This window comes from Puniceibacterium antarcticum, from assembly GCF_002760615.1.
In the GTDB taxonomy this organism is placed as follows: Bacteria; Pseudomonadota; Alphaproteobacteria; order Rhodobacterales; family Rhodobacteraceae; genus Puniceibacterium; species Puniceibacterium antarcticum.
Window position 1 is genome coordinate 19,435 of record NZ_AWWI01000079.1, and the last position, 16,833, is coordinate 36,267.

At 63.5% G+C, this 16,833-nt stretch carries 15 protein-coding genes; 5 read left to right on the top strand and 10 right to left on the bottom strand.

The genetic code is table 11. The annotated features are described in order from the left end of the window. Nucleotides 1-34: 34 nt before the first annotated feature. On the top strand, nt 35-1,207 hold the full coding sequence (locus P775_RS11785; protein ID WP_099911212.1) for a cytochrome P450: 1,173 nt from the start codon (nt 35-37) through the stop codon (nt 1,205-1,207). A 42-nt stretch (nt 1,208-1,249) separates the two neighbouring features. On the opposite strand, the gene P775_RS11790 is transcribed toward P775_RS11785, so the two are convergent. The 3 genes from P775_RS11790 to P775_RS11800 all read right to left on the bottom strand — a co-directional run bounded on the left by P775_RS11790 (nt 1,250) and on the right by P775_RS11800 (nt 7,355). Beyond that, nucleotides 1,250-3,886, bottom strand: a complete 2,637-nt coding sequence (locus tag P775_RS11790; protein WP_099911181.1) for an AAA family ATPase — start codon at nt 3,884-3,886, stop codon at nt 1,250-1,252. Then, a complete protein-coding gene (locus P775_RS11795) occupies nt 3,883-4,995 on the bottom strand; it encodes a metallophosphoesterase family protein (protein ID WP_099911182.1) in 1,113 nt (370 codons plus the stop codon). Before P775_RS11795 ends, P775_RS11790 begins: the two co-directional genes overlap by 4 nt. An 83-nt stretch (nt 4,996-5,078) precedes the next feature. Then, nucleotides 5,079-7,355, bottom strand: coding sequence for an arginine/lysine/ornithine decarboxylase (locus tag P775_RS11800; protein ID WP_099911183.1), 2,277 nt, complete (start codon nt 7,353-7,355; stop codon nt 5,079-5,081). A 349-nt stretch (nt 7,356-7,704) separates the two neighbouring features. Between P775_RS11800 and P775_RS11805 the strand changes: the two genes are divergently transcribed. Further along, nucleotides 7,705-8,262: a CHAP domain-containing protein gene (locus P775_RS11805; protein WP_099911184.1), complete on the top strand. Its 558-nt coding sequence runs from the start codon at nt 7,705-7,707 to the stop codon at nt 8,260-8,262. A gap of 72 nt (nt 8,263-8,334) precedes the next feature. On the opposite strand, the gene P775_RS11810 is transcribed toward P775_RS11805, so the two are convergent. The 6 genes from P775_RS11810 to P775_RS11835 all read right to left on the bottom strand — a co-directional run bounded on the left by P775_RS11810 (nt 8,335) and on the right by P775_RS11835 (nt 13,988). Further along, nucleotides 8,335-8,988 carry a class I SAM-dependent methyltransferase gene (locus tag P775_RS11810; RefSeq protein WP_099911185.1) on the bottom strand — a complete coding sequence of 218 codons (654 nt, stop codon included), beginning with the start codon at nt 8,986-8,988 and terminating at the stop codon, nt 8,335-8,337. A 4-nt stretch (nt 8,989-8,992) separates the two neighbouring features. Further along, nucleotides 8,993-10,216, bottom strand: coding sequence for a BtaA family protein (locus P775_RS11815; protein WP_099911186.1), 1,224 nt, complete (start codon nt 10,214-10,216; stop codon nt 8,993-8,995). 5 nt (nt 10,217-10,221) lie between these two features. Next, the gene (locus P775_RS11820; RefSeq protein ID WP_245875653.1) at nt 10,222-11,040 is read right to left on the bottom strand and encodes a UDP-2,3-diacylglucosamine diphosphatase; all 819 of its coding nucleotides are present in this window, start codon (nt 11,038-11,040) and stop codon (nt 10,222-10,224) included. Nucleotides 11,041-11,261: 221 nt separating this feature from the next. Then, nucleotides 11,262-12,380 carry a C45 family autoproteolytic acyltransferase/hydrolase gene (locus P775_RS11825; RefSeq protein ID WP_099911187.1) on the bottom strand — a complete coding sequence of 373 codons (1,119 nt, stop codon included), beginning with the start codon at nt 12,378-12,380 and terminating at the stop codon, nt 11,262-11,264. Continuing rightward, a complete protein-coding gene (locus tag P775_RS11830) occupies nt 12,380-13,486 on the bottom strand; it encodes an extracellular catalytic domain type 1 short-chain-length polyhydroxyalkanoate depolymerase (RefSeq protein WP_099911188.1) in 1,107 nt (368 codons plus the stop codon). The genes P775_RS11825 and P775_RS11830 overlap by 1 nt, the downstream gene beginning before the upstream one ends. A gap of 85 nt (nt 13,487-13,571) precedes the next feature. Then, nucleotides 13,572-13,988, bottom strand: coding sequence for a CopG family transcriptional regulator (locus tag P775_RS11835; RefSeq protein WP_099911189.1), 417 nt, complete (start codon nt 13,986-13,988; stop codon nt 13,572-13,574). 238 nt (nt 13,989-14,226) lie between these two features. Here P775_RS11835 and minC point away from each other — a divergent pair, with 238 nt between their 5' ends. The 3 genes from minC to minE are packed head-to-tail and all read left to right on the top strand — an operon-like array spanning nt 14,227 to nt 16,141. Further along, on the top strand, nt 14,227-14,982 hold the full coding sequence (gene minC / locus P775_RS11840) for a septum site-determining protein MinC (RefSeq protein WP_342749648.1): 756 nt from the start codon (nt 14,227-14,229) through the stop codon (nt 14,980-14,982). Next, complete coding sequence (minD, locus tag P775_RS11845) at nt 14,979-15,830, top strand: septum site-determining protein MinD (protein WP_099911190.1); 852 nt, start codon at nt 14,979-14,981, stop codon at nt 15,828-15,830. The genes minC and minD overlap by 4 nt, the downstream gene beginning before the upstream one ends. Before the next feature lie 2 nt (nt 15,831-15,832). Further along, nucleotides 15,833-16,141 (top strand): cell division topological specificity factor MinE, encoded by a 309-nt coding sequence (gene minE, locus P775_RS11850; RefSeq protein WP_099911191.1) that lies wholly within the window; start codon nt 15,833-15,835, stop codon nt 16,139-16,141. Between the two features lie 184 nt (nt 16,142-16,325). Here the strand turns inward: minE and cobU are convergent, their stop codons facing one another. Continuing rightward, nucleotides 16,326-16,832 (bottom strand): bifunctional adenosylcobinamide kinase/adenosylcobinamide-phosphate guanylyltransferase, encoded by a 507-nt coding sequence (cobU, locus tag P775_RS11855; protein ID WP_099911192.1) that lies wholly within the window; start codon nt 16,830-16,832, stop codon nt 16,326-16,328. Nucleotide 16,833: the final 1 nt, after the last annotated feature.

Below are 16,833 nucleotides of genomic sequence, written 5' to 3' on the forward strand. Positions count from 1 at the left end.
GCAAAGACCAGCGTCTAACGGCATGGCGCAGGCCATGAAACATTTTGCTCAAGATCCGACCGACGCTGCGTTTGGCCAGAACCCTTATCCGCTCTATGCCGAAATGCGCGCGGCGGGCGATCTGGTCTGGTGGGACGAGTATGACCGCGCCTCAGCCGTCAGCCACCGCGCGGTGAGTGCGATCCTGCGCGACCGCCGCTTTGGCCGCGAGATCCCCGCAGATCTGGCCGCGCCCGTGCCCGAGCATCTGAAACCGTTCTATGCCATCGAGGATCATTCGATGCTGGAGCTGGAGCCGCCCCGCCACACGCGCCTGCGCGGTCTGGTGCTGCGCGCCTTTACCTCGCGCCGGATTGCGGCGCTGGCGCCCGAGATTACGGCGCTGTGTCATCAGCTGATCGACGCCCTGCCCGCCGGCGATTTCGATCTTCTGCCGCAGTTCGCGCAAAAGCTGCCGGTGATCATCATCGCGCGGCTGCTGGGAGTGCCCGATGACCATGCGGATCAGCTGCTGAAATGGTCCAACGCAATGGTTGCGATGTATCAGGCCGGGCGGACCCGCACGATCGAGGATGCCGCCGCCCGCGCCGCTGACGAGTTCGCCACCTTCCTGCGGGGATATATCGAGGCGCGCCGCACTGATCCGCGTGATGATCTTCTGACGCAGCTGATCGCAGCGGAAGAAGCCGGCGAAAAGCTGTCGAATGACGAGCTGATCGCCACCTGTGTGCTGCTGCTGAATGCGGGGCACGAGGCGACGGTGCATACGCTGGGCAATGGTGTCGCCTGTCTGTTGCAGCAGGACGTGACGCCGACCGTGGACACGGCAGAGGCGATCAGCGAAGAGATCCTGCGCTATGACCCGCCGCTGCATATCTTTACCCGCATGGCCTATGAAGAGGTCACGATCTTTGATCACACCTTTCAGCGCGGCGATACCGTGGCGCTGATGCTGGGGTCTGCCAACCGGGACGACGATGTCTGGCCGCAGGCCGAGCGGTTCGATGTGACGCGGGGCGCGGCGCAGCACACCAGTTTTGGCGGCGGGCTGCATTTCTGCGTCGGCGCGCCACTGGCGCGGCTGGAGCTGCAGATCGCGCTGCCGATCCTGTTTGACCGCCTGCCCGGCCTGCGGCTGGCAAAGGCGCCGCGCTATGCGCCGACGTATCATTTTCATGGGCTTGAGGCGCTGCATCTGACCCGGTGAGGTGTCTTGCTGCGATCTGGCTCAGGTTAAAGTCGGACCGTCTCAGGCCAGATCCTGCACCAAGATCAGAGGCCGCTCGCCCCCCAGCCCGGCAAAGGCCAGCTGGCGGCAGGAAAACACGATGATCTGCTGATCGGCGGCAACGCGCGTCAGGGCGGTGAACATCTTTACGATGCGGTCGTCGTCGGAATAGACCAGCGCATCGTCCAGAATGATCGGCAGATGCTGGCCGCGCCGCGCAAAGAGACGCGCAAAGGCCAGACGGGTGAGGATGGCAATCTGTTCCTGCGTGCCGCCGGACAGGGTGTCAAAGGCTTCGACCTCTGCCCCGCGCCGCAGGGCACCGGGCATCAGGCTGTCGCTTTCCCAATCAAGCCCCGCGTCGTCATGCAGAATGCGCAAAAGCGGGCGCAGTTCGGCCTGTACCGGTTCAAAATAAGCTTCGCGTGCGTCATCGCGGGCGGATTCGAGCGTGTCGCGCAAACGGGACAGGCCTGCGACCTCGGCCGCGTAGCGTGCGGCGGTGTCGCAGGCGGTCTGCAGCTGGCCGGTCACCTCGTCACGGCGTTCCTCGATCCCCTCATCGGCGCGGGTGTCGATGCGGGCGGACAGATCAGCGCGGCGTTCCCCCAGATGGGCGCGGCGCTTGCGCGCGACGTCAGCGGCGGCTTCGGCCCGGGTGAGGTTGGCCTGCGCCGTGGCGGCGTCAGGGGCGTCGGCCTGCACTGAGGCAAGGGCAGCAGCAAGGGTTTGCACCGTCTGGCGCGCGGTGTCTGCGGTCAGGCGCAGGGCCGTGGCGCGGGGGGCGCGGGTCTGCTGTGGTCCGGCCTGGGTGTCGGCGCGGTCCTTCTGGCTGCGGGCAGAGGTCAGAGATGCGTCAGCTGAGGCCAAGGATTCACGGGCCGATGCCACCTTTTCGCTGCACTGGGTCAGGTGGGCGCGGGCCGCAGCCTGGGCCGTTTCCGCAGTGTCGAGGTCAGGGCGCAGGCTGTCGGCGGCGCGGATCGGGGTTTCGGGGGCGGCGTCCAGAACGGCACGCGCCCGGGCAAGATCCTGTTCCAGCGCATCAGTGCCCAGCGGCGCCAGCGTGCGCAGCATTTCGCCCGCCAGATGCGCCTTGTGGTCATCCGCCTGCCGCGCCTGTGCCTTTTGCCGTGCTTCGGCCAGCGTTTGTGCGCCGCAGGCCTGCAGCGCGGTCTGTTCCTGCGCCACGGCATCGCTCTGGGTCTGTTCCGCCCCGGTGCCGCCGGCATCCTGTGGCAGATCAAAGCGCAGGGCGCCGATGCCCGGAAGGGTGATGTCCTGACCGCTGTGCAGCGCAATGGGCACATCGCCGGGAAGGTCCACGCCCGACTGGGACAGCCGCAAAGCGCCGCTGTAGCGGATGGTCATGTGCGCGGCGCGCGCACTGGCGGCAGTGCGCAGGCGGCTGGCGGCGGCGACAGCTGCCTCCGCCGCTGTCAGATGGTCGGGGGTTGCGGTGTTTTCGGCAATGCGCGCCAGTGCATCCGCACGGGCGGTGATATGGGCGCGCGCCTGTGTCAGCGTGCTGTCGAGCCGGGCGATGTCGTCGCGGGCGCGCTGTGCGGCGGCCGCGCGGTCGGCCAAAGCCAGCGCGTCGCGCAGGGATTTGGTTGCGGCCTCTGCCGTGGTCAGGGTGCTGCGGGCCTGTGTTTCGCCGTCCCGGGCTGTGGTCAGCGTTTGCGCCGCCAGTCTATGGCGGGGTTCGGACTGCGTGAGGAGCTGTGCCGCCTCTTCTGCTGCGGTGATGGCGGCGGCAAGGGCGGTCTGGTCACGCTCTGCCTCGCCCAGTTGCAGGGTGGCGATGTCGAGGTCGCGTTGGGCGGCCGTGACCTTTTGCGCATGGCTTTCTGCGGCCTGATGGGCGGCGCGGGCGGCGCGCAGATCGGCGTCGCGCCGCGCCTTTTCGCCCGGATCATCCAGACGGCGCAGCTCTTCGTCGACCTTGCGCCGTTCGCCCAGCGCGTCGGCCAGATCGGCGCATTGACGGTCCAGAACATCCAGTTCGGCCTGCAGATCGCGGGTGGCATCCACCGCCTCTTTCCATGCCCCACGGGGCGCGAGCGTCTTGCCCGTGGCGATCTGCGACAGATCCTCGGCGCAGCGGCGCAGGATCGCATCCATGGTGCGCCCGCCGGTGACCTGATCAATCTCTCCGGCAACGGAGCTGAGCAGATCGCGGCGCACCTCTGTCAGCTTGTCGCGCTCGGCGGGTTTGGCATCAGCCGGTTCCAGCCCGACCACGCCCTGCCGCACCCAGAGCAGACCGGTCGGCCCCTGATCCGGGGCACCGATGTGGCGGGTGATCCAGTCTTCGGCTTCTCCATCACGGGCGATGACCGTGCCGCGGGCCATATCGGTGACGCTGGCGCCCTTTTGGGTGAGGAAGCGTTTTTCGATGGCATAGTGCGCGCCGTCTATGTCCACCTCTGCCCCGATGCGCATGGCCCCGCCGGCATGGGGCAGCAGCGATTTCACGCTTTTGCCGCTGGCGGTATGTTTTTCAAAGAACACTGCGTGCAGGGCGTCAAAGAAGGTGGATTTGCCGAATTCATTGGCTTCGGAGATGACTGTGATTCCGTCGCCGATGTCGCGGATCGTGACGCTCTTGCCGCCGAATTTGCGCACGTTCTGGAGCGTGAGGGCGCGGAGTTTCATTTCAGCTCCAGTGCATAGGAATAGAGCCGCCGCAGGGCGAGAGCTGCTGCCGCATCGCCGGTGTCAGCAGCTTTGGCGAGGGATTCGGCGGCGTCGCGCACGGCGCCGCGGTCGTCGATCTGCGACAGGTCGGTCACGTCATGGCTGACCGCGAGGGCAGAGAGGTCGCTGTCGGCCCAGAGGAAATCAGGGGTGACAGCCGCTAAGGCCTGCATCAGGGCCGCCTGGGAGGCAAGGCAGGCGCGGCCCGTGGCGCGGATGTCGATCAGCGTGCGGTCGCGCGTGGAGAGGGGCGGCAGGGCGTCAGAGAGCCGCGCGGCGGCATCGTCGCTGTCCAGAAGATCGAGGGGGAGGTTCTGCCAGCTGAGCTGACCGGTTTCGATCTCTTGCACCTCTGCCCGCGCCCCCTGCCCTGCGAGCGTGACCAAGAGCGCGCCGGCAGGGCGGTGGGGTTTGAAGCTGTCCGGTTCCGGCGTGCCGGAATACCAGGTGTTGGGCGAGACTTCGATGCGGCCATGCCAGTCGCCAAAGCCAAGGTAGTCTAGCCCGGCCCGGGCGGCGCGGTCAGGTGCGATCACGCCGCCGCCGCCCTCGGCCAGATCCTCGGCTGCGGCAAAGTCGCGGATAGAGCCATGGGCGAGGCCGATACGAAGCGCTCCCCCGGTTTCAGCGCTGTCCATCCATTCGGTCAGGTCGCGCCCCGGTGCGCGCGCGGTGCAGGGCGCGGGCAGCAGGGTGGCGCCGTCGGTCAAGGGCATGGGGGTGGGATCAAGGGCGAGCAGGACATTCGCAGGGTGTTCGCGCGCCAGCACATCCCAGATTTCCGAAGCCCTGAGGTGGTCGTGATTGCCCGGCATCAGCACCCATGTCAGATCGTCCGCCGCCGCCATGGCGTTCATCGCGTGGCGCAGGGTGGTGCGGCTGGGTGTCTCGGCATCAAACGTGTCGCCGGCCAGCAAGATATGGCTGGCAGCGCCGGTGCGGGCGGCCGTGGCAAGGCGCGCGATGCTGTCCTGACGGGCCTGACGCAGGCGGTGGCGCACCTCTTCGGGAAAGCGGCCAAAGGGCTTGCCGAGATGCAGATCAGAGGTGTGAAGAAAGCGGATCATGCGCCAGCCTTTTGATCGGTTTCACTCCGGGGTCAGCGTCAGAGGGGCGTGCCGGGCAGCGCTGGGCGCCCGGCAGCAACAGATCACGCCGCGACGCAATCCGCAAAGTAATGCACATGACCGTCGGTGCCGACCTCCTGCACCAGACCGTGAATGTCCGTTTCGAACCCCGGGCATTCATGGGCAAAGGCGCGGTTGAACTTGAGGTATTCGACGATCTTGCGATTGAACACCTCGCCCGGGACCAGCAGGGGAATGCCCGGCGGATAGGGGGTGACGAGGCTGGTGGTGATGCGCCCCTCAAGATCATCGATCGGCACGCGCTGGGTTGTGCGCTGCGCGATATGGCTGAAGGCATTGCTGGGTGTCATCGCCGGGGTGTGATCGCTGAGGTACATGTCCGTGGACAGACGCGCCACATCGTATTTCGCATAAAGCGTGTGAACGTGCTGGCACAGATCGCGCAGGCCCATGCCTTCGTACCGGGGATGTTTCGCGCAGAATTCCGGCATGCTTTTCCACATCGGCTGGTTCTTGGCATAGTCATCCTTGAACTGTTGCAGTGCGGTCAGCAGCGTGTTCCAGCGGCCCTTGGTGATGCCGATGGTGAACATGATGAAGAAGCTGTAGAGGCCGGTCTTTTCCACCACGACGCCATGTTCGGCCAGAAACTTGGTGACGATCGAGGCGGGAATGCCCGTCTCCTCGAACCGGCCATCAAGGTTGAGGCCGGGCGTGATGATTGTGGATTTGATCGGGTCGAGCATGTTGAAGCCATGCGCCATGTCGCCAAAGCCATGCCAGGTTTCGGCGGCACCCTCTTTGCCGGTCTTGCCGAGGATCCAGTCATCGGTGGTGCCAAGCCCCTCTTCGCCAAGCTCATCCGGGCCCCAGACCTGAAACCACCAGTCATCGTCGCCGAATTCGGCGTCAACCTTGCGCATGGCGCGGCGGAAATCCAGCGCCTCGGCCAGGCTCTCCTCGACCAGCGCGGTGCCGCCCGGGGGTTCCATCATCGCCGCCGCCACATCGCAGCTGGCGATGATGCTGTATTGCGGGCTGGTCGAGGTGTGCATGAGGTAGGCTTCGTTGAACAGATGGCGGTCGAGCTTGGTGTCCTGAGAATCCTGCACCAGAACGTGGCTTGCCTGACTGATCCCGGCCAGCAGCTTGTGAATCGACTGGGTGGCATAGGTCACGGAATGGCGGGGCCGTTCGCGTTTGCGCCCCATGGCGTGATAGCCGCCGTAGAAGGGGTGGAATGCGGCGTGGGGCAGCCAAGCCTCGTCAAAATGCAGGTTCTCGATATAACCGTCGAGCAGATCTTTGATCGTCTCAGTGTTATAAAGCACGCCGTCATAGGTCGACTGGGTCAGCGTCAGAATGCGCGGCTTGACCGTATCCGCATCCACATGGGCGAGCAGCGGGTTGGCGCGGATCTTGGCCCGGATCGCGTCGATGCTGAATTCGCTTTTCGGGATCGGGCCGATGATGCCGTAATGGTTGCGCGTGGGTTTGAGGAAGACCGGGATCGCGCCGGTCATGATGATGCTGTGCAGGATCGACTTGTGACAGTTGCGGTCCACCACAACCACATCGCCGGGGGCGACAGTGTGGTGCCAGACCATCTTGTTCGACGTGCTGGTGCCGTTGGTCACAAAGAAGCAGTGATCGGCGTTGAAGATGCGCGCGGCATTGCGTTCGGATGCACCGATGGCGCCGTTGTGGTCCAGCAGCTGGCCCAGCTCCTCGACCGAGTTGCAGACGTCGGCGCGCAGCATGTTTTCACCGTAGAACTGGTGATACATCTGACCGATCGGACTTTTGAGGAACGCGACGCCGCCGGAATGCCCGGGGCAGTGCCACGAATAGGACCCATCCTCGGCATAATCCAGCAGGGCCTTGAAAAACGGCGGCTGGATGCCTTCAAGATAGCTTTTCGCCTCGCGGATGATGTGGCGGGCGACGAATTCCGGCGTATCCTCGAACATGTGGATGAAGCCGTGCAGTTCGCGCAGGATGTCGTTGGGCAGGTGGCGCGATGTCTTTGTCTCTCCATAGACATAGATCGGCACATCTTCGTTCTTGCGCCGCACCTCCTGGATAAAACTGCGCAGGTTCACCACGGCGGGGTCCAGATCGGGGCCGGGGCTGAATTCTTCGTCGTCGATGGACAGGACAAAGGCGCTGGCGCGGGACTGCTGCTGGGCGAACTGGGACAGGTCGCCGTAGCTGGTCACACCCAGCACCTCGAATCCCTCGGTCTCGATCGCCTCGGCCATGGCGCGGATGCCAAGACCAGAGGAGTTTTCGGAGCGGAAATCTTCGTCGATGATGACGATGGGAAAGCGAAACTTCATGTCGGTCTCCTGCCGCGAAACAGCCGCCAAGGTGGCCCCGGTCCGGGTCGGTTGGATTCAGAATTCGAACCTGTTTGTTTCTGTTCAGGACCAAGAGGTCAAGGGCTGACGGCCCCGCCGCCGCCGCCCGGTCGGGAACAGAGCGCCCTGACGTGGCGCAAAGTGGCCGAGACACAGGCTGCGAAAAATACGGGCAAGAAAAGTTGCCATGGGCGGGAACCTGCCGGTGCCGAAAAACGCGCTTTGCTTTATAAAGTTTTAATCAACTAATTGTAATAGAATGTCATCAAAATGAAGACATCGTCGATCAGATGTCCACGAACAACAAAAGACTGAGGGACGAAGACGAATGAGCGTAGAATACGCCGCACCGTCGAAACGCAAGCTGAGCAGTTTTTGCGTTTTGCTTCTACTCTGTGCCGCCTGTGCAAAGCCAGGGCCCACAGTGTCCACCCAATCCTCTCGTGCCGGTCTTGATCCGGCGCGACAGACGCTTGCGCTGAATGAGGCAAAGGCCTTGCGCGCCAAGGGGCAACGCGTCTGGTGCGTGCCTTTCGCCCGCAATGCCAGTGGCGTCGATATCCGCGGCAACGCCGAAACATGGTGGAGCAAGGCAACGGGTCTATATGACCGCGGCGCAGAACCAGAAGTGGGTGCCGTGATGGCGTTCAAATCGACAGGCAGCATGCCGATGGGCCATGTGGCCGTGGTGTCCCAGGTCATTTCGCCCCGCGAAGTGCTGGTCGATCACGCGAACTGGCACCGCAACGAGGTGTCGCTGAAAATGCCGGTGATTGATGTGTCTGAACGCAACGACTGGTCCGCCGTGCGTCTGGCGAGCGAGCCGAGCAGCTTTGGCAGCGTCTATCCGGTGAACGGCTTTATCTATCCCAAACACAACGGCTGAAGACGCCGGGGGGCGGTATTGCCCCCCATACCGATCTGCGGTCCGTGCAGCGGGTGGCAAAGCGTTTCGGCGTTACCCTGAGACGCTGTCGGGGCGGCTGAGCACGCCGTAGCGGGCATAATCCCGAAAAAGCGGGCGAAACTGCAGTGTCAGCCCAAGAAGACGGGCAACCGCCTGCATCTTATCCTGCAGATCCGCGCGCGGTGTGACGTGAAACCGCCCCAGCCAGAGGTGCAGACCGCTGCGAAACCAGCGGGGCAGACCGTCCTGACCGCCAAAATCAACCACATGCAGTTGTCCTCCCGGGCGCAGCTGGGTTGCGGCCTGACACAAGGCGGCCTGCCAGTCGGGGATCATCGACAGGCTGTAGGACAGCACCACACGGTCGAACCCGCCGGGGCCGAACAGGGCATCACCGTCGAAATCGCAGGCATCGGCCTGAACCAGCCGCGCCTGATCGCCCAGCTTGGCCCGGGCAGAGCGCAGCATTTCCTGCGAGATGTCCAAGCCGCACAATGCGCGGCCCGGATAGGTCTGTGCGATCCGCTGCAGATTGCGCCCGGTGCCGCAGGCGATTTCAAGCACGCGGCCATCGGGGGGCGGCGCAAGCTCTGCCACCAGCCGGTCACGTCCCAGAAGGTAGTGGCGGCGCGTGATGTCATAGATCCGCCGCTGGTAGCGGTAGGTGCTGTCCATCAGGGCGGCATGGGCCTGTGTCTCGCTCATCTGGTCAGCCCTGAAAGCGGTAAAGGTGGAAGCCGCCGTAGATGGCGGAGCGGTCATTGGCAAAGCCGGTTGCTGAGGCCGCTGCATCATAGCACCAGCGGTTCAGGACGGATGGGTCGAGCCGTCCGGGCAGGATGTCATCCGCCCCGCCGGTGCGAAAGATCACCCGCGCGCCGGGCCGGGCGGTTCGGCTGATCTGCTGCCACAGGGCGTTGAGCTGATCATCATTCATCCAGTCCTGCGCATCAAGCAGCACATAGGCGTCCAGCGATCCGGCGTCACTTTCCCCCAGCAGGTCGGTCATCGAACGGTTGAGGATGGTGAACCTGCACGCGCCGCTCCGCAGGATGTCAAAGTGCCGGGGGTCCAGATAGGGCGGCAGCGACCCCTGCCCCACCGGCGCATATCTGCGGCCAAAGGCCTGCCAGGCAAAGTAGTTTTCACCAATCGGGAAATCGCAGGCAAGCTTGCGCACCCGTTCCTTGAGCACGGGCAGGACATCCCCGCCGCCATCGGCGGCCAGCTTGTCATATTGCGCAGGCGGAATGCCAAGGCCGAAGAGCGAGGCGCGGCGCCGCGCCATCCAGCGCACGGGGCCGGAGTCGAGCACCGGCAGGATCCGGGTTTCGTAAAAGGCGCGCTGTTCTTCAAGGCTTTGCGCGGCCAGCAGCGGGCCATAGGTCAGCCCGCCGAGGCGTGAGACGATGTGCACCACGCCCAGAAACCGGCCCAGCAGACCGAAGCGGTGAAAGCCCCGCGCGAACATGCTGATGCGGCGACGGCCCAAAACGCGCGCGTCCCAAAAGGCACGGCTGTCCGCATCAAGCTGCGCCGCGAGCCTTTGATCATAGAGCGTGACATTGGCAGGGCGGTCAGCATGGACAAAGAAATCAAAGAACTCTTCCTGGCTCAGATGCTGGGCGGCTGCGATCTTGAGCCGCCCCAGCGCCACATGGGCGGGCGACAGATCCACCGCCGTGACCGATCCGGGGTTTGCGGTAAGGTACGACATCGCGTTACAGGACCCTGAGGCGATGCAGAACACATCCTCACCCGGCTGAAGGGTCAGCGCGGCCATATCAACCACAGGATCCTCCCAGATCTGAGGATAGACCAGCCCGGTGAACAGATGCGAAAACAGCCGTTCCAGCAGGCCGGTGCGGTTCAGGGCGCTGTTCTGGTGCACGGCGGCACCCAGCTGTCCGGTGACATCGGGGGTATCGGTCATGTCTATCAGGCCACTTCTTTTTGTTTCTGGCGGTTCTGGCTGCGGCGCGCGAGGCGGCCTTGCGGTGTCTCGCGACGGCGCATTTCGGCAGCCCAGTCGATCAGATGCAGGCTGCCATCGGCGGATTCGACAACGGCGGTGCAGCTTTCGACCCAGTCGCCGGTGTTGATGTAGTCAAGTTCATCGATCTTGCGGATGCAGGCCGCGTGGATGTGGCCGCAGATCACACCGTCAAATCCCTTGCGGCGCGCCTCGTCCGCCAGCACCGCCTCGTATTCGCTGATGAAGCTGACGGCCTGCTTGACCTGTTGCTTGGCCCAGTTGGACAGCGACCAGTATTGCCCGCCCCAGAGCCTGCGCGCCCGGTTCAGCCATGTGTTGAGCCAGAGCGCGAATTCATAGGCGCGGTCCCCCAGATGGGCGAGCCATTTGGCGTTGACCACGATGGAGTCGAACTGATCGCCATGGGTGATCAGCAGGCGGCGGCCATCGGCGGTGACGTGGGGGGCGGTTTCGACCACCTCGATCCCGCCGAAATGGGTACCAAGGTAGTTGCGCAAAACCTCGTCATGGTTGCCGGGCACATAGCAGATCCGCACCCCGTCGTGGGCGCGCGCCAACAGGTCCTGCACGACGTCATCATGTGCCTGAGGCCAGAACCAGCCGCGCCGCAGCCGCCAGGCATCAACGATGTCGCCGATCAGATAGATCGTGTCGGCGCGGTTGTGTTTGAGAAAGTCCAGCAGCATGCCGGCCTGACACCCCGATGTGCCGAGGTGAACGTCCGAGAGGAATATTGTCCGGTGCCGCACAGATCCATCCACGCCTTGGGGTTCCTTGCGGATGTCTTAGCCTGCGTAGAACTCGGATTTGTGACAATGGTGGATTTTCGGCGGGATTGGGCTTTGTTAATCTCCCGTGTCCCTGCGCGTCATCGCCGGGGGAGCAGTCTGCGTGACCTGCCCGGCCTCAAGCCGAAATGGCAAACGGGGCACGCCAGACCCTCATCCAGCGCGCCCCGTCAGTTTGATAAATCCAAGCCCGCTCAGTTTGGCAGGTAACACTGCACATCTTGTCCGCAGCCACTTGCGTAGTCACGCGCAAGCGCCTGCCAGTCGATCTGCGCAGCGCGGCTCCAGTCATGCGGCTCGGACGTCTGCTCAGGCTCTGAGTGCGGTGCCTCTGACACCCGTCCACGGGCATAATCGACAACGCGACGGCCCTCTTTGAAGGCTGCCAGTGACTGATCCCAGCGCGCCTTTGGCCAAAGCAGGCTCATGGCCCGCGTCCCGGGATTGTACTCTGCAGTGAACAGAGTGCCAAAGCCTTCGATATAGCGGTCCTGATGCAGGGGGTGCTGCAGGAATTGATGTTTCAGGGCCTCTGGCGCGACCTGCAAGCGCGACAGATGCGCGTGGCGTTCATAGGTCCGGGTGAAGGGTGCCCGGTCAGGCAGATCCTTGCCGCTTTGGTGGTTGGTCGCGATCGCCATTGGCATCCGGCGCATGCCGCCGCCCGCGATCATCTCGACGCTGGCGGTGGCGCCCGTCGCGTCGGCCAGTACGAGGTTATAGGCCATATGCGACGGCACGCGGTGCAGCACGGCAAGTGCGTCGGCAACAGTGTCGCAAGTTTGCAGCACATAGCGCAGGATCGTCGTGATCCCGAACCCCGGGCCCGTGTCCGACCGCCCGCCATAGGCCAGCGCGATACTCAGTCCCGCGTCATTGATCCCGTCCGACAACCCCCAGAGGAATTCCACCATCCCCATCACCGGTCTGCCGCCCCATTCTGTGCGCAGCAGCAGCCCTTCGTTCAGATCCGGCGACAGGTCGTAATTGCGCAGCAGTCGCACCTCGTCCCCCTGCGACATCGCGGCGAGCGAGCAGCCGCCGAGGTATTTCGGCGGGCACCAGGTGGACAGGAACCGCGCCGCCCTGTCGCCACCCCCGGCCAGCGCAACAAGATCTTCATAGACCGGCACCAGTTCGGGCATATGCGTCTTCAACGCCTTGCGGCAGGCAGTCGCAGAAGGCCCCGCATCGCCGTTTCGCGACAGGAACCATGCCTTGTAAGCAGGCCAGGACCGCGTCCAGCGGGCCTGCCATTTCGGACCGGGGGTTGGTTCGGCGACCGCGTCAAAGGTCAGGGACATGTTTGCCATCAGGCAGCGCCTTTGCTGGTTTCAAAGAAAAAACCCACCATTTCGGCGCTGGCATCGGGGCCTTTGGCGTCGGTGAAAGATCCCGCCGCCTGTCCGCCGGACCAGGCATGGCCCAGACCGTCGATGTGCCAATAGTCAAGCGTGACCGCGCCGTCCGGGGTGGTCACCGTCTTGCGCTGATAGCTGCGCCCTTCGATGGTGCCGGTGGTTTCGTCATGCAGGGTCTGCGCTGCGCCGCGGGCCAAGGCGTGCTGATAGATCCGCTCTGCATTCACCGGGTGCACGGTGGAATCCGCGCTGCCCTGAAAAAGAATGGTGCGCGGGGTCTGCCTGCCCGAGACCGGAGGGGTGATATCGGGACCATTGCCCTGCATCGCCGCAAAGGCCGAAGCGACGTCATGCGCCGCCCCCGTGGGCAGGCCGGAATGCACACCGATGGCGGAAAAGACATCCGGATAGGTATCGCCCAGGATCATCGCCATCGCGCCCCCGGCCGACAGGCCCGCCACAAAGGTCCGGCCCGCAGGCACGCCATGGGCCTGCGCCACCTGCCGTGTCATGCCGGCCAAGATCGCCGGTTCGCCCCTGTCGCGGCGCTGATCATTGGGGCTGAACCAGTTCCAGCAGGACTGCGCATTGTTGCCGCGCGCCTGTTCCGGGTAGAGCACGATGAAACGGTGAGTTTCTGCCAGCGCGTTCATCCCGGTGCCTGCGGCAAAATCTTCGGGATTCTGGGTACAGCCGTGCAGCATCACGACCAGCCCGGTCACGCCCTGCTCCACCGATTTGGGCACATAGCTGCGATAGTTTCGCGTGCCAGCCGCACAGGTAAAGCTGCCCGGCTGCATGACATCGCCTGCGAGAACAGTGCTGTCCTGCCCCACATCCCCGCCAAGGCCCTGCATATGCGACATCATCGTCTGCATGGTGTTGTGAGTGTTCTGCATGAGCGAGCCCACAAAGCCCGCCGAGGACATGCCGCCCGCGGGTGTGGCCAGGCCGCGTTCGGCAAGTGTGCGTTTCACCAGATCACTGGCCGCCGACAGGTGCGTCTGACGGACACCCCGGGGCATGGCACGCGCGGCGCCGTCGAATATTTTGGTCATCTCTTTGATCCTTCAGGAAATTTCTGGTCTTTTGGAGTGCTGTGGTCCTGTGCACTTTTGTGCCTGCGTGACCATCTGCGGCACGTCATATGATACGCTCGGCCAAGGCTTTCTTGACCGCTGCACTGGCTTGCAACGCACCCAGTACGGTCAGCGATCCGATGGTTTGCAACGCCAGTTCGGGCGTCACATCGGGGGCGATCCGGGCCAGCCCCACAACCTTGATATGCAGGATTTCACCTGCAGCCTTGACGGATTCCAGATCTGCGACGGAATAGTCGCGCAGGCCCAGGTCCATCGTGTGACGTTCGATCGACCGCGCCACAGTATCGCCATGTGTGTCGAGCTGGTTGCGGATGGCAGTGCGGATAAAGTCGCTGCGGTTGGAGTAAAATCCCTCCTGCACCAGAAGATCCACCCGGCCAAGGTCGACAAACCCCAGATTGATGGTGATCTTTTCGCTGTCGGGCACCCTGTCCCTGATCTGTCTTACAGTCGACATTCTAATTTCTCCATCCACATGGATGGCATATGGATGTTAAAACACCTTTTACAAGACTTGTCCGCCCACAACTGCCGCTTTGCGCACGTCGAGAGGCGTGAATCTGCAGGCGCGGCTTTGCCGAACGGAAATATCTGCTTAACATGAGGTGGACCGCGCAGCCCCCAGCGCATAGACACGACCGAAATGTTACAGACTCGAATCTGTCACAAGCCCTGAGCAGGAGCAGCAGTTGAACGTGGCCAAGGATACACCACCGGACCATCGCGCAGAGTCCCGCACATCGGTGCGGCCTATAAATATTCGCGGCAGGTTCCTGACCGCCGTGGCGCTGAAGATTGACGGCGGACTGCCGGATGACGACTTTTACGCGGCATTGGATGACATGCTGCGCCAGAGGCCGCATTTTCTGGTTGATGCGCCCCTGATCCTAGATCTGGATGGCGCTGACAGCCTGACCCGGTCCACGGAGATGAAGGATCTCGTCGCCAATCTGAAGGCGCGCAAATTCAATGCCTTCGGCGTGCAGAATGCCAGCGATATGCAGCTGGCCGCCGCCGAAGAGGCCGGTCTGATCGCCGTCCCCCCCGGACGCGATGCACCGCTGCGCGATGATCGCCCGGAAAGGCGTCGCAGCGCGGGAACAACTGAAAAGCAGCCCACTGCCGTTACGCGCACGGTGACCGTGCCGATCCGTTCGGGTCAGACGGTGGTGGCTGAGCATGGCGATCTGGTGGTGATCGGGCCTGTGGCGTCCGGCGCAGAGCTGATCGCCCGGGGCAACATCCATATCTACGGCACCCTGCGCGGGCGGGCCATGGCAGGCTGTCATGGCGATACGGAAGCGCGGATCTTCTGCCAGAACATGGATGCAGAACTATTGGCAGTGGCCGGGCTGTACCGGACCAGTGAAAACCTGGGGCAAGAGATACGCAAACGCAGCGTACAGGTCTTTCTTCAGGATGAACGGCTTTGTGTGGAGACACTTGGATGACATCGAATTTGACACAGAAACCCAAGGTGCAGGGCAAGATCATCGTGATCACCTCGGGCAAGGGCGGCGTGGGCAAGACAACCTCTGCCGCCGCAATCAGCGCGGGACTGGCCCAGCGCGGGCACAAGACAGTTGTGATCGACTTTGACGTGGGTCTGCGCAACCTCGACATGATCATGGGCTGCGAACGCCGGGTCGTGTTCGACTTTATCAACGTGATTCAGGGGGATGCGCGTCTGAAACAGGCGCTGATCAAGGACAAGCGCCTTGAAAACCTGTTCATCCTGCCCACCTCGCAGACTCGCGACAAGGATGCGCTGACCAAAGAGGGCGTCGAGAAGGTTCTGAACGAGCTGCGCGACGAATTCGAATACATCGTCTGCGACAGCCCCGCCGGGATCGAGCGCGGCGCCCAGATGGCGATGTATTTCGCGGATGAGGCTGTTGTGGTCACCAACCCCGAAGTGTCGTCGGTGCGTGACAGCGACCGCGTTCTTGGCCTGCTGAGCAGCAAGACCGCCCGCGCGGAACGCCCGGGCGCCGAGCCGATCAAGGCGCAGGTGCTGCTGACACGCTATGACGTGCAGCGCATCGCCAGGGGCGAGATGATGACGGTCGATGACGTGCTTGAGATTCTGGCCGTGCCGCTGCTGGGTATCGTGCCGGAAAGTCCTGCTGTGCTGCGTGCGTCCAACGAAGGCGTTCCGGTCACGATGGATGAGCCTTCTGCGGCATCCGCAGCCTATATGGATGCGGTTGCGCGCCTGACGGGCGAAGAGGTCGAGATGCGCCTTGCCTCGGACAAGCGCCCCGGGCTGTTCCAGCGCCTCTTCGGACGGACGGGCTAAGCATGTTTGGCTTTATCTTCCGCCCCCGCAAAACCAAGTCGGCACAAACAGCCAAGGACCGCCTTCAGATCCTGCTTGCGCATGAGCGCGGCAGCGGCCCTGCCCCTGACTTTCTGCCGGAACTCCAGCGTGAGATCCTTGAAGTGATCCGGCGCCACATGAAGATCGACAAGGACGCTGTCGAGATCAAGATGGATCGCGGCGACGAATGGTCGAGCCTTGAGATCAACATCGAATTTCCGAACAAGGAAAAGGATGATTCGGACAAGGAAGCCGATAAGGACGAAGGCGAGGATAAAGCCAAGGCGTGACGCCTGAAAGTTCGCCAGCCTACAGCGTTTGGATGTAAACCTGAGTTGCCTTTCGCGGCGTCAGATCAGAGATTTGAATGCGAAAGGCGATGGACCATTGTCTTGGGCCAACGTCGAAACGCGGCGCGCGGGCGGGCGATTTCTCGGGCCTGACCCTGTCCGGGTTACGCCACGCTGCGGATCACTACTTGACCCGCAGCGGATGACCGCAGACCACAAGGTCGATCCGGTCGACCACGGCGCCAATGCGCTGGTTCATGGCGCCGCAGCTGTCGCGATAGGCACGTGCCAGTGCATTGTCGGGCACGATGCCCGATCCGACCTCGTTGGTGACCATCACCACCGGGCTGGTCTGGGCCTTGAGGGTCTGTGACAAGTCCGCAAGCGCGGCGTCGATATCCAGATCCTGCATCATCAGATTGGACAGCCACAGCGTCAGGCAATCGACCAGACGCGGGCCGCGCCCGTCGGTGCGTTGCAGGGCGCCACACAGGTCCAGCGGTTCCTCGACCGTGTGCCAGCCCGGCCCGCGCTGCAGCAGATGGGCGGCGATGCGGTGCGACATCTCTTCATCCAGCGCCTCGGCCGTCGCGATATAGATGGGCTGAGCGCCCATCGCCCGCACAAGGCCTTCGGCAAAGCGGCTCTTGCCGGATTTAGCACCACCGGTGACAAGCGCGAGGTTTTCCATG

Coding starts and splice junctions, on each gene's coding strand:
- cobU (WP_099911192.1), bottom strand. CDS start 16,832: ATGGAAAACCTCGCGCTTGTCACCGGTGGTGCTAAATCCGGCAAGAGC.
- P775_RS11810 (WP_099911185.1), bottom strand. CDS start 8,988: ATGAGCGAGACACAGGCCCATGCCGCCCTGATGGACAGCACCTACCGC.
- minE (WP_099911191.1), top strand. CDS start 15,833: ATGTTTGGCTTTATCTTCCGCCCCCGCAAAACCAAGTCGGCACAAACA.
- P775_RS11825 (WP_099911187.1), bottom strand. CDS start 12,380: ATGGCAAACATGTCCCTGACCTTTGACGCGGTCGCCGAACCAACCCCC.
- P775_RS11815 (WP_099911186.1), bottom strand. CDS start 10,216: ATGACCGATACCCCCGATGTCACCGGACAGCTGGGTGCCGCCGTGCAC.
- P775_RS11785 (WP_099911212.1), top strand. CDS start 35: ATGAAACATTTTGCTCAAGATCCGACCGACGCTGCGTTTGGCCAGAAC.
- P775_RS11795 (WP_099911182.1), bottom strand. CDS start 4,995: ATGATCCGCTTTCTTCACACCTCTGATCTGCATCTCGGCAAGCCCTTT.
- P775_RS11830 (WP_099911188.1), bottom strand. CDS start 13,486: ATGACCAAAATATTCGACGGCGCCGCGCGTGCCATGCCCCGGGGTGTC.
- minD (WP_099911190.1), top strand. CDS start 14,979: ATGACATCGAATTTGACACAGAAACCCAAGGTGCAGGGCAAGATCATC.
- P775_RS11800 (WP_099911183.1), bottom strand. CDS start 7,355: ATGAAGTTTCGCTTTCCCATCGTCATCATCGACGAAGATTTCCGCTCC.
- P775_RS11790 (WP_099911181.1), bottom strand. CDS start 3,886: ATGAAACTCCGCGCCCTCACGCTCCAGAACGTGCGCAAATTCGGCGGC.
- P775_RS11835 (WP_099911189.1), bottom strand. CDS start 13,988: ATGTCGACTGTAAGACAGATCAGGGACAGGGTGCCCGACAGCGAAAAG.
- P775_RS11805 (WP_099911184.1), top strand. CDS start 7,705: ATGAGCGTAGAATACGCCGCACCGTCGAAACGCAAGCTGAGCAGTTTT.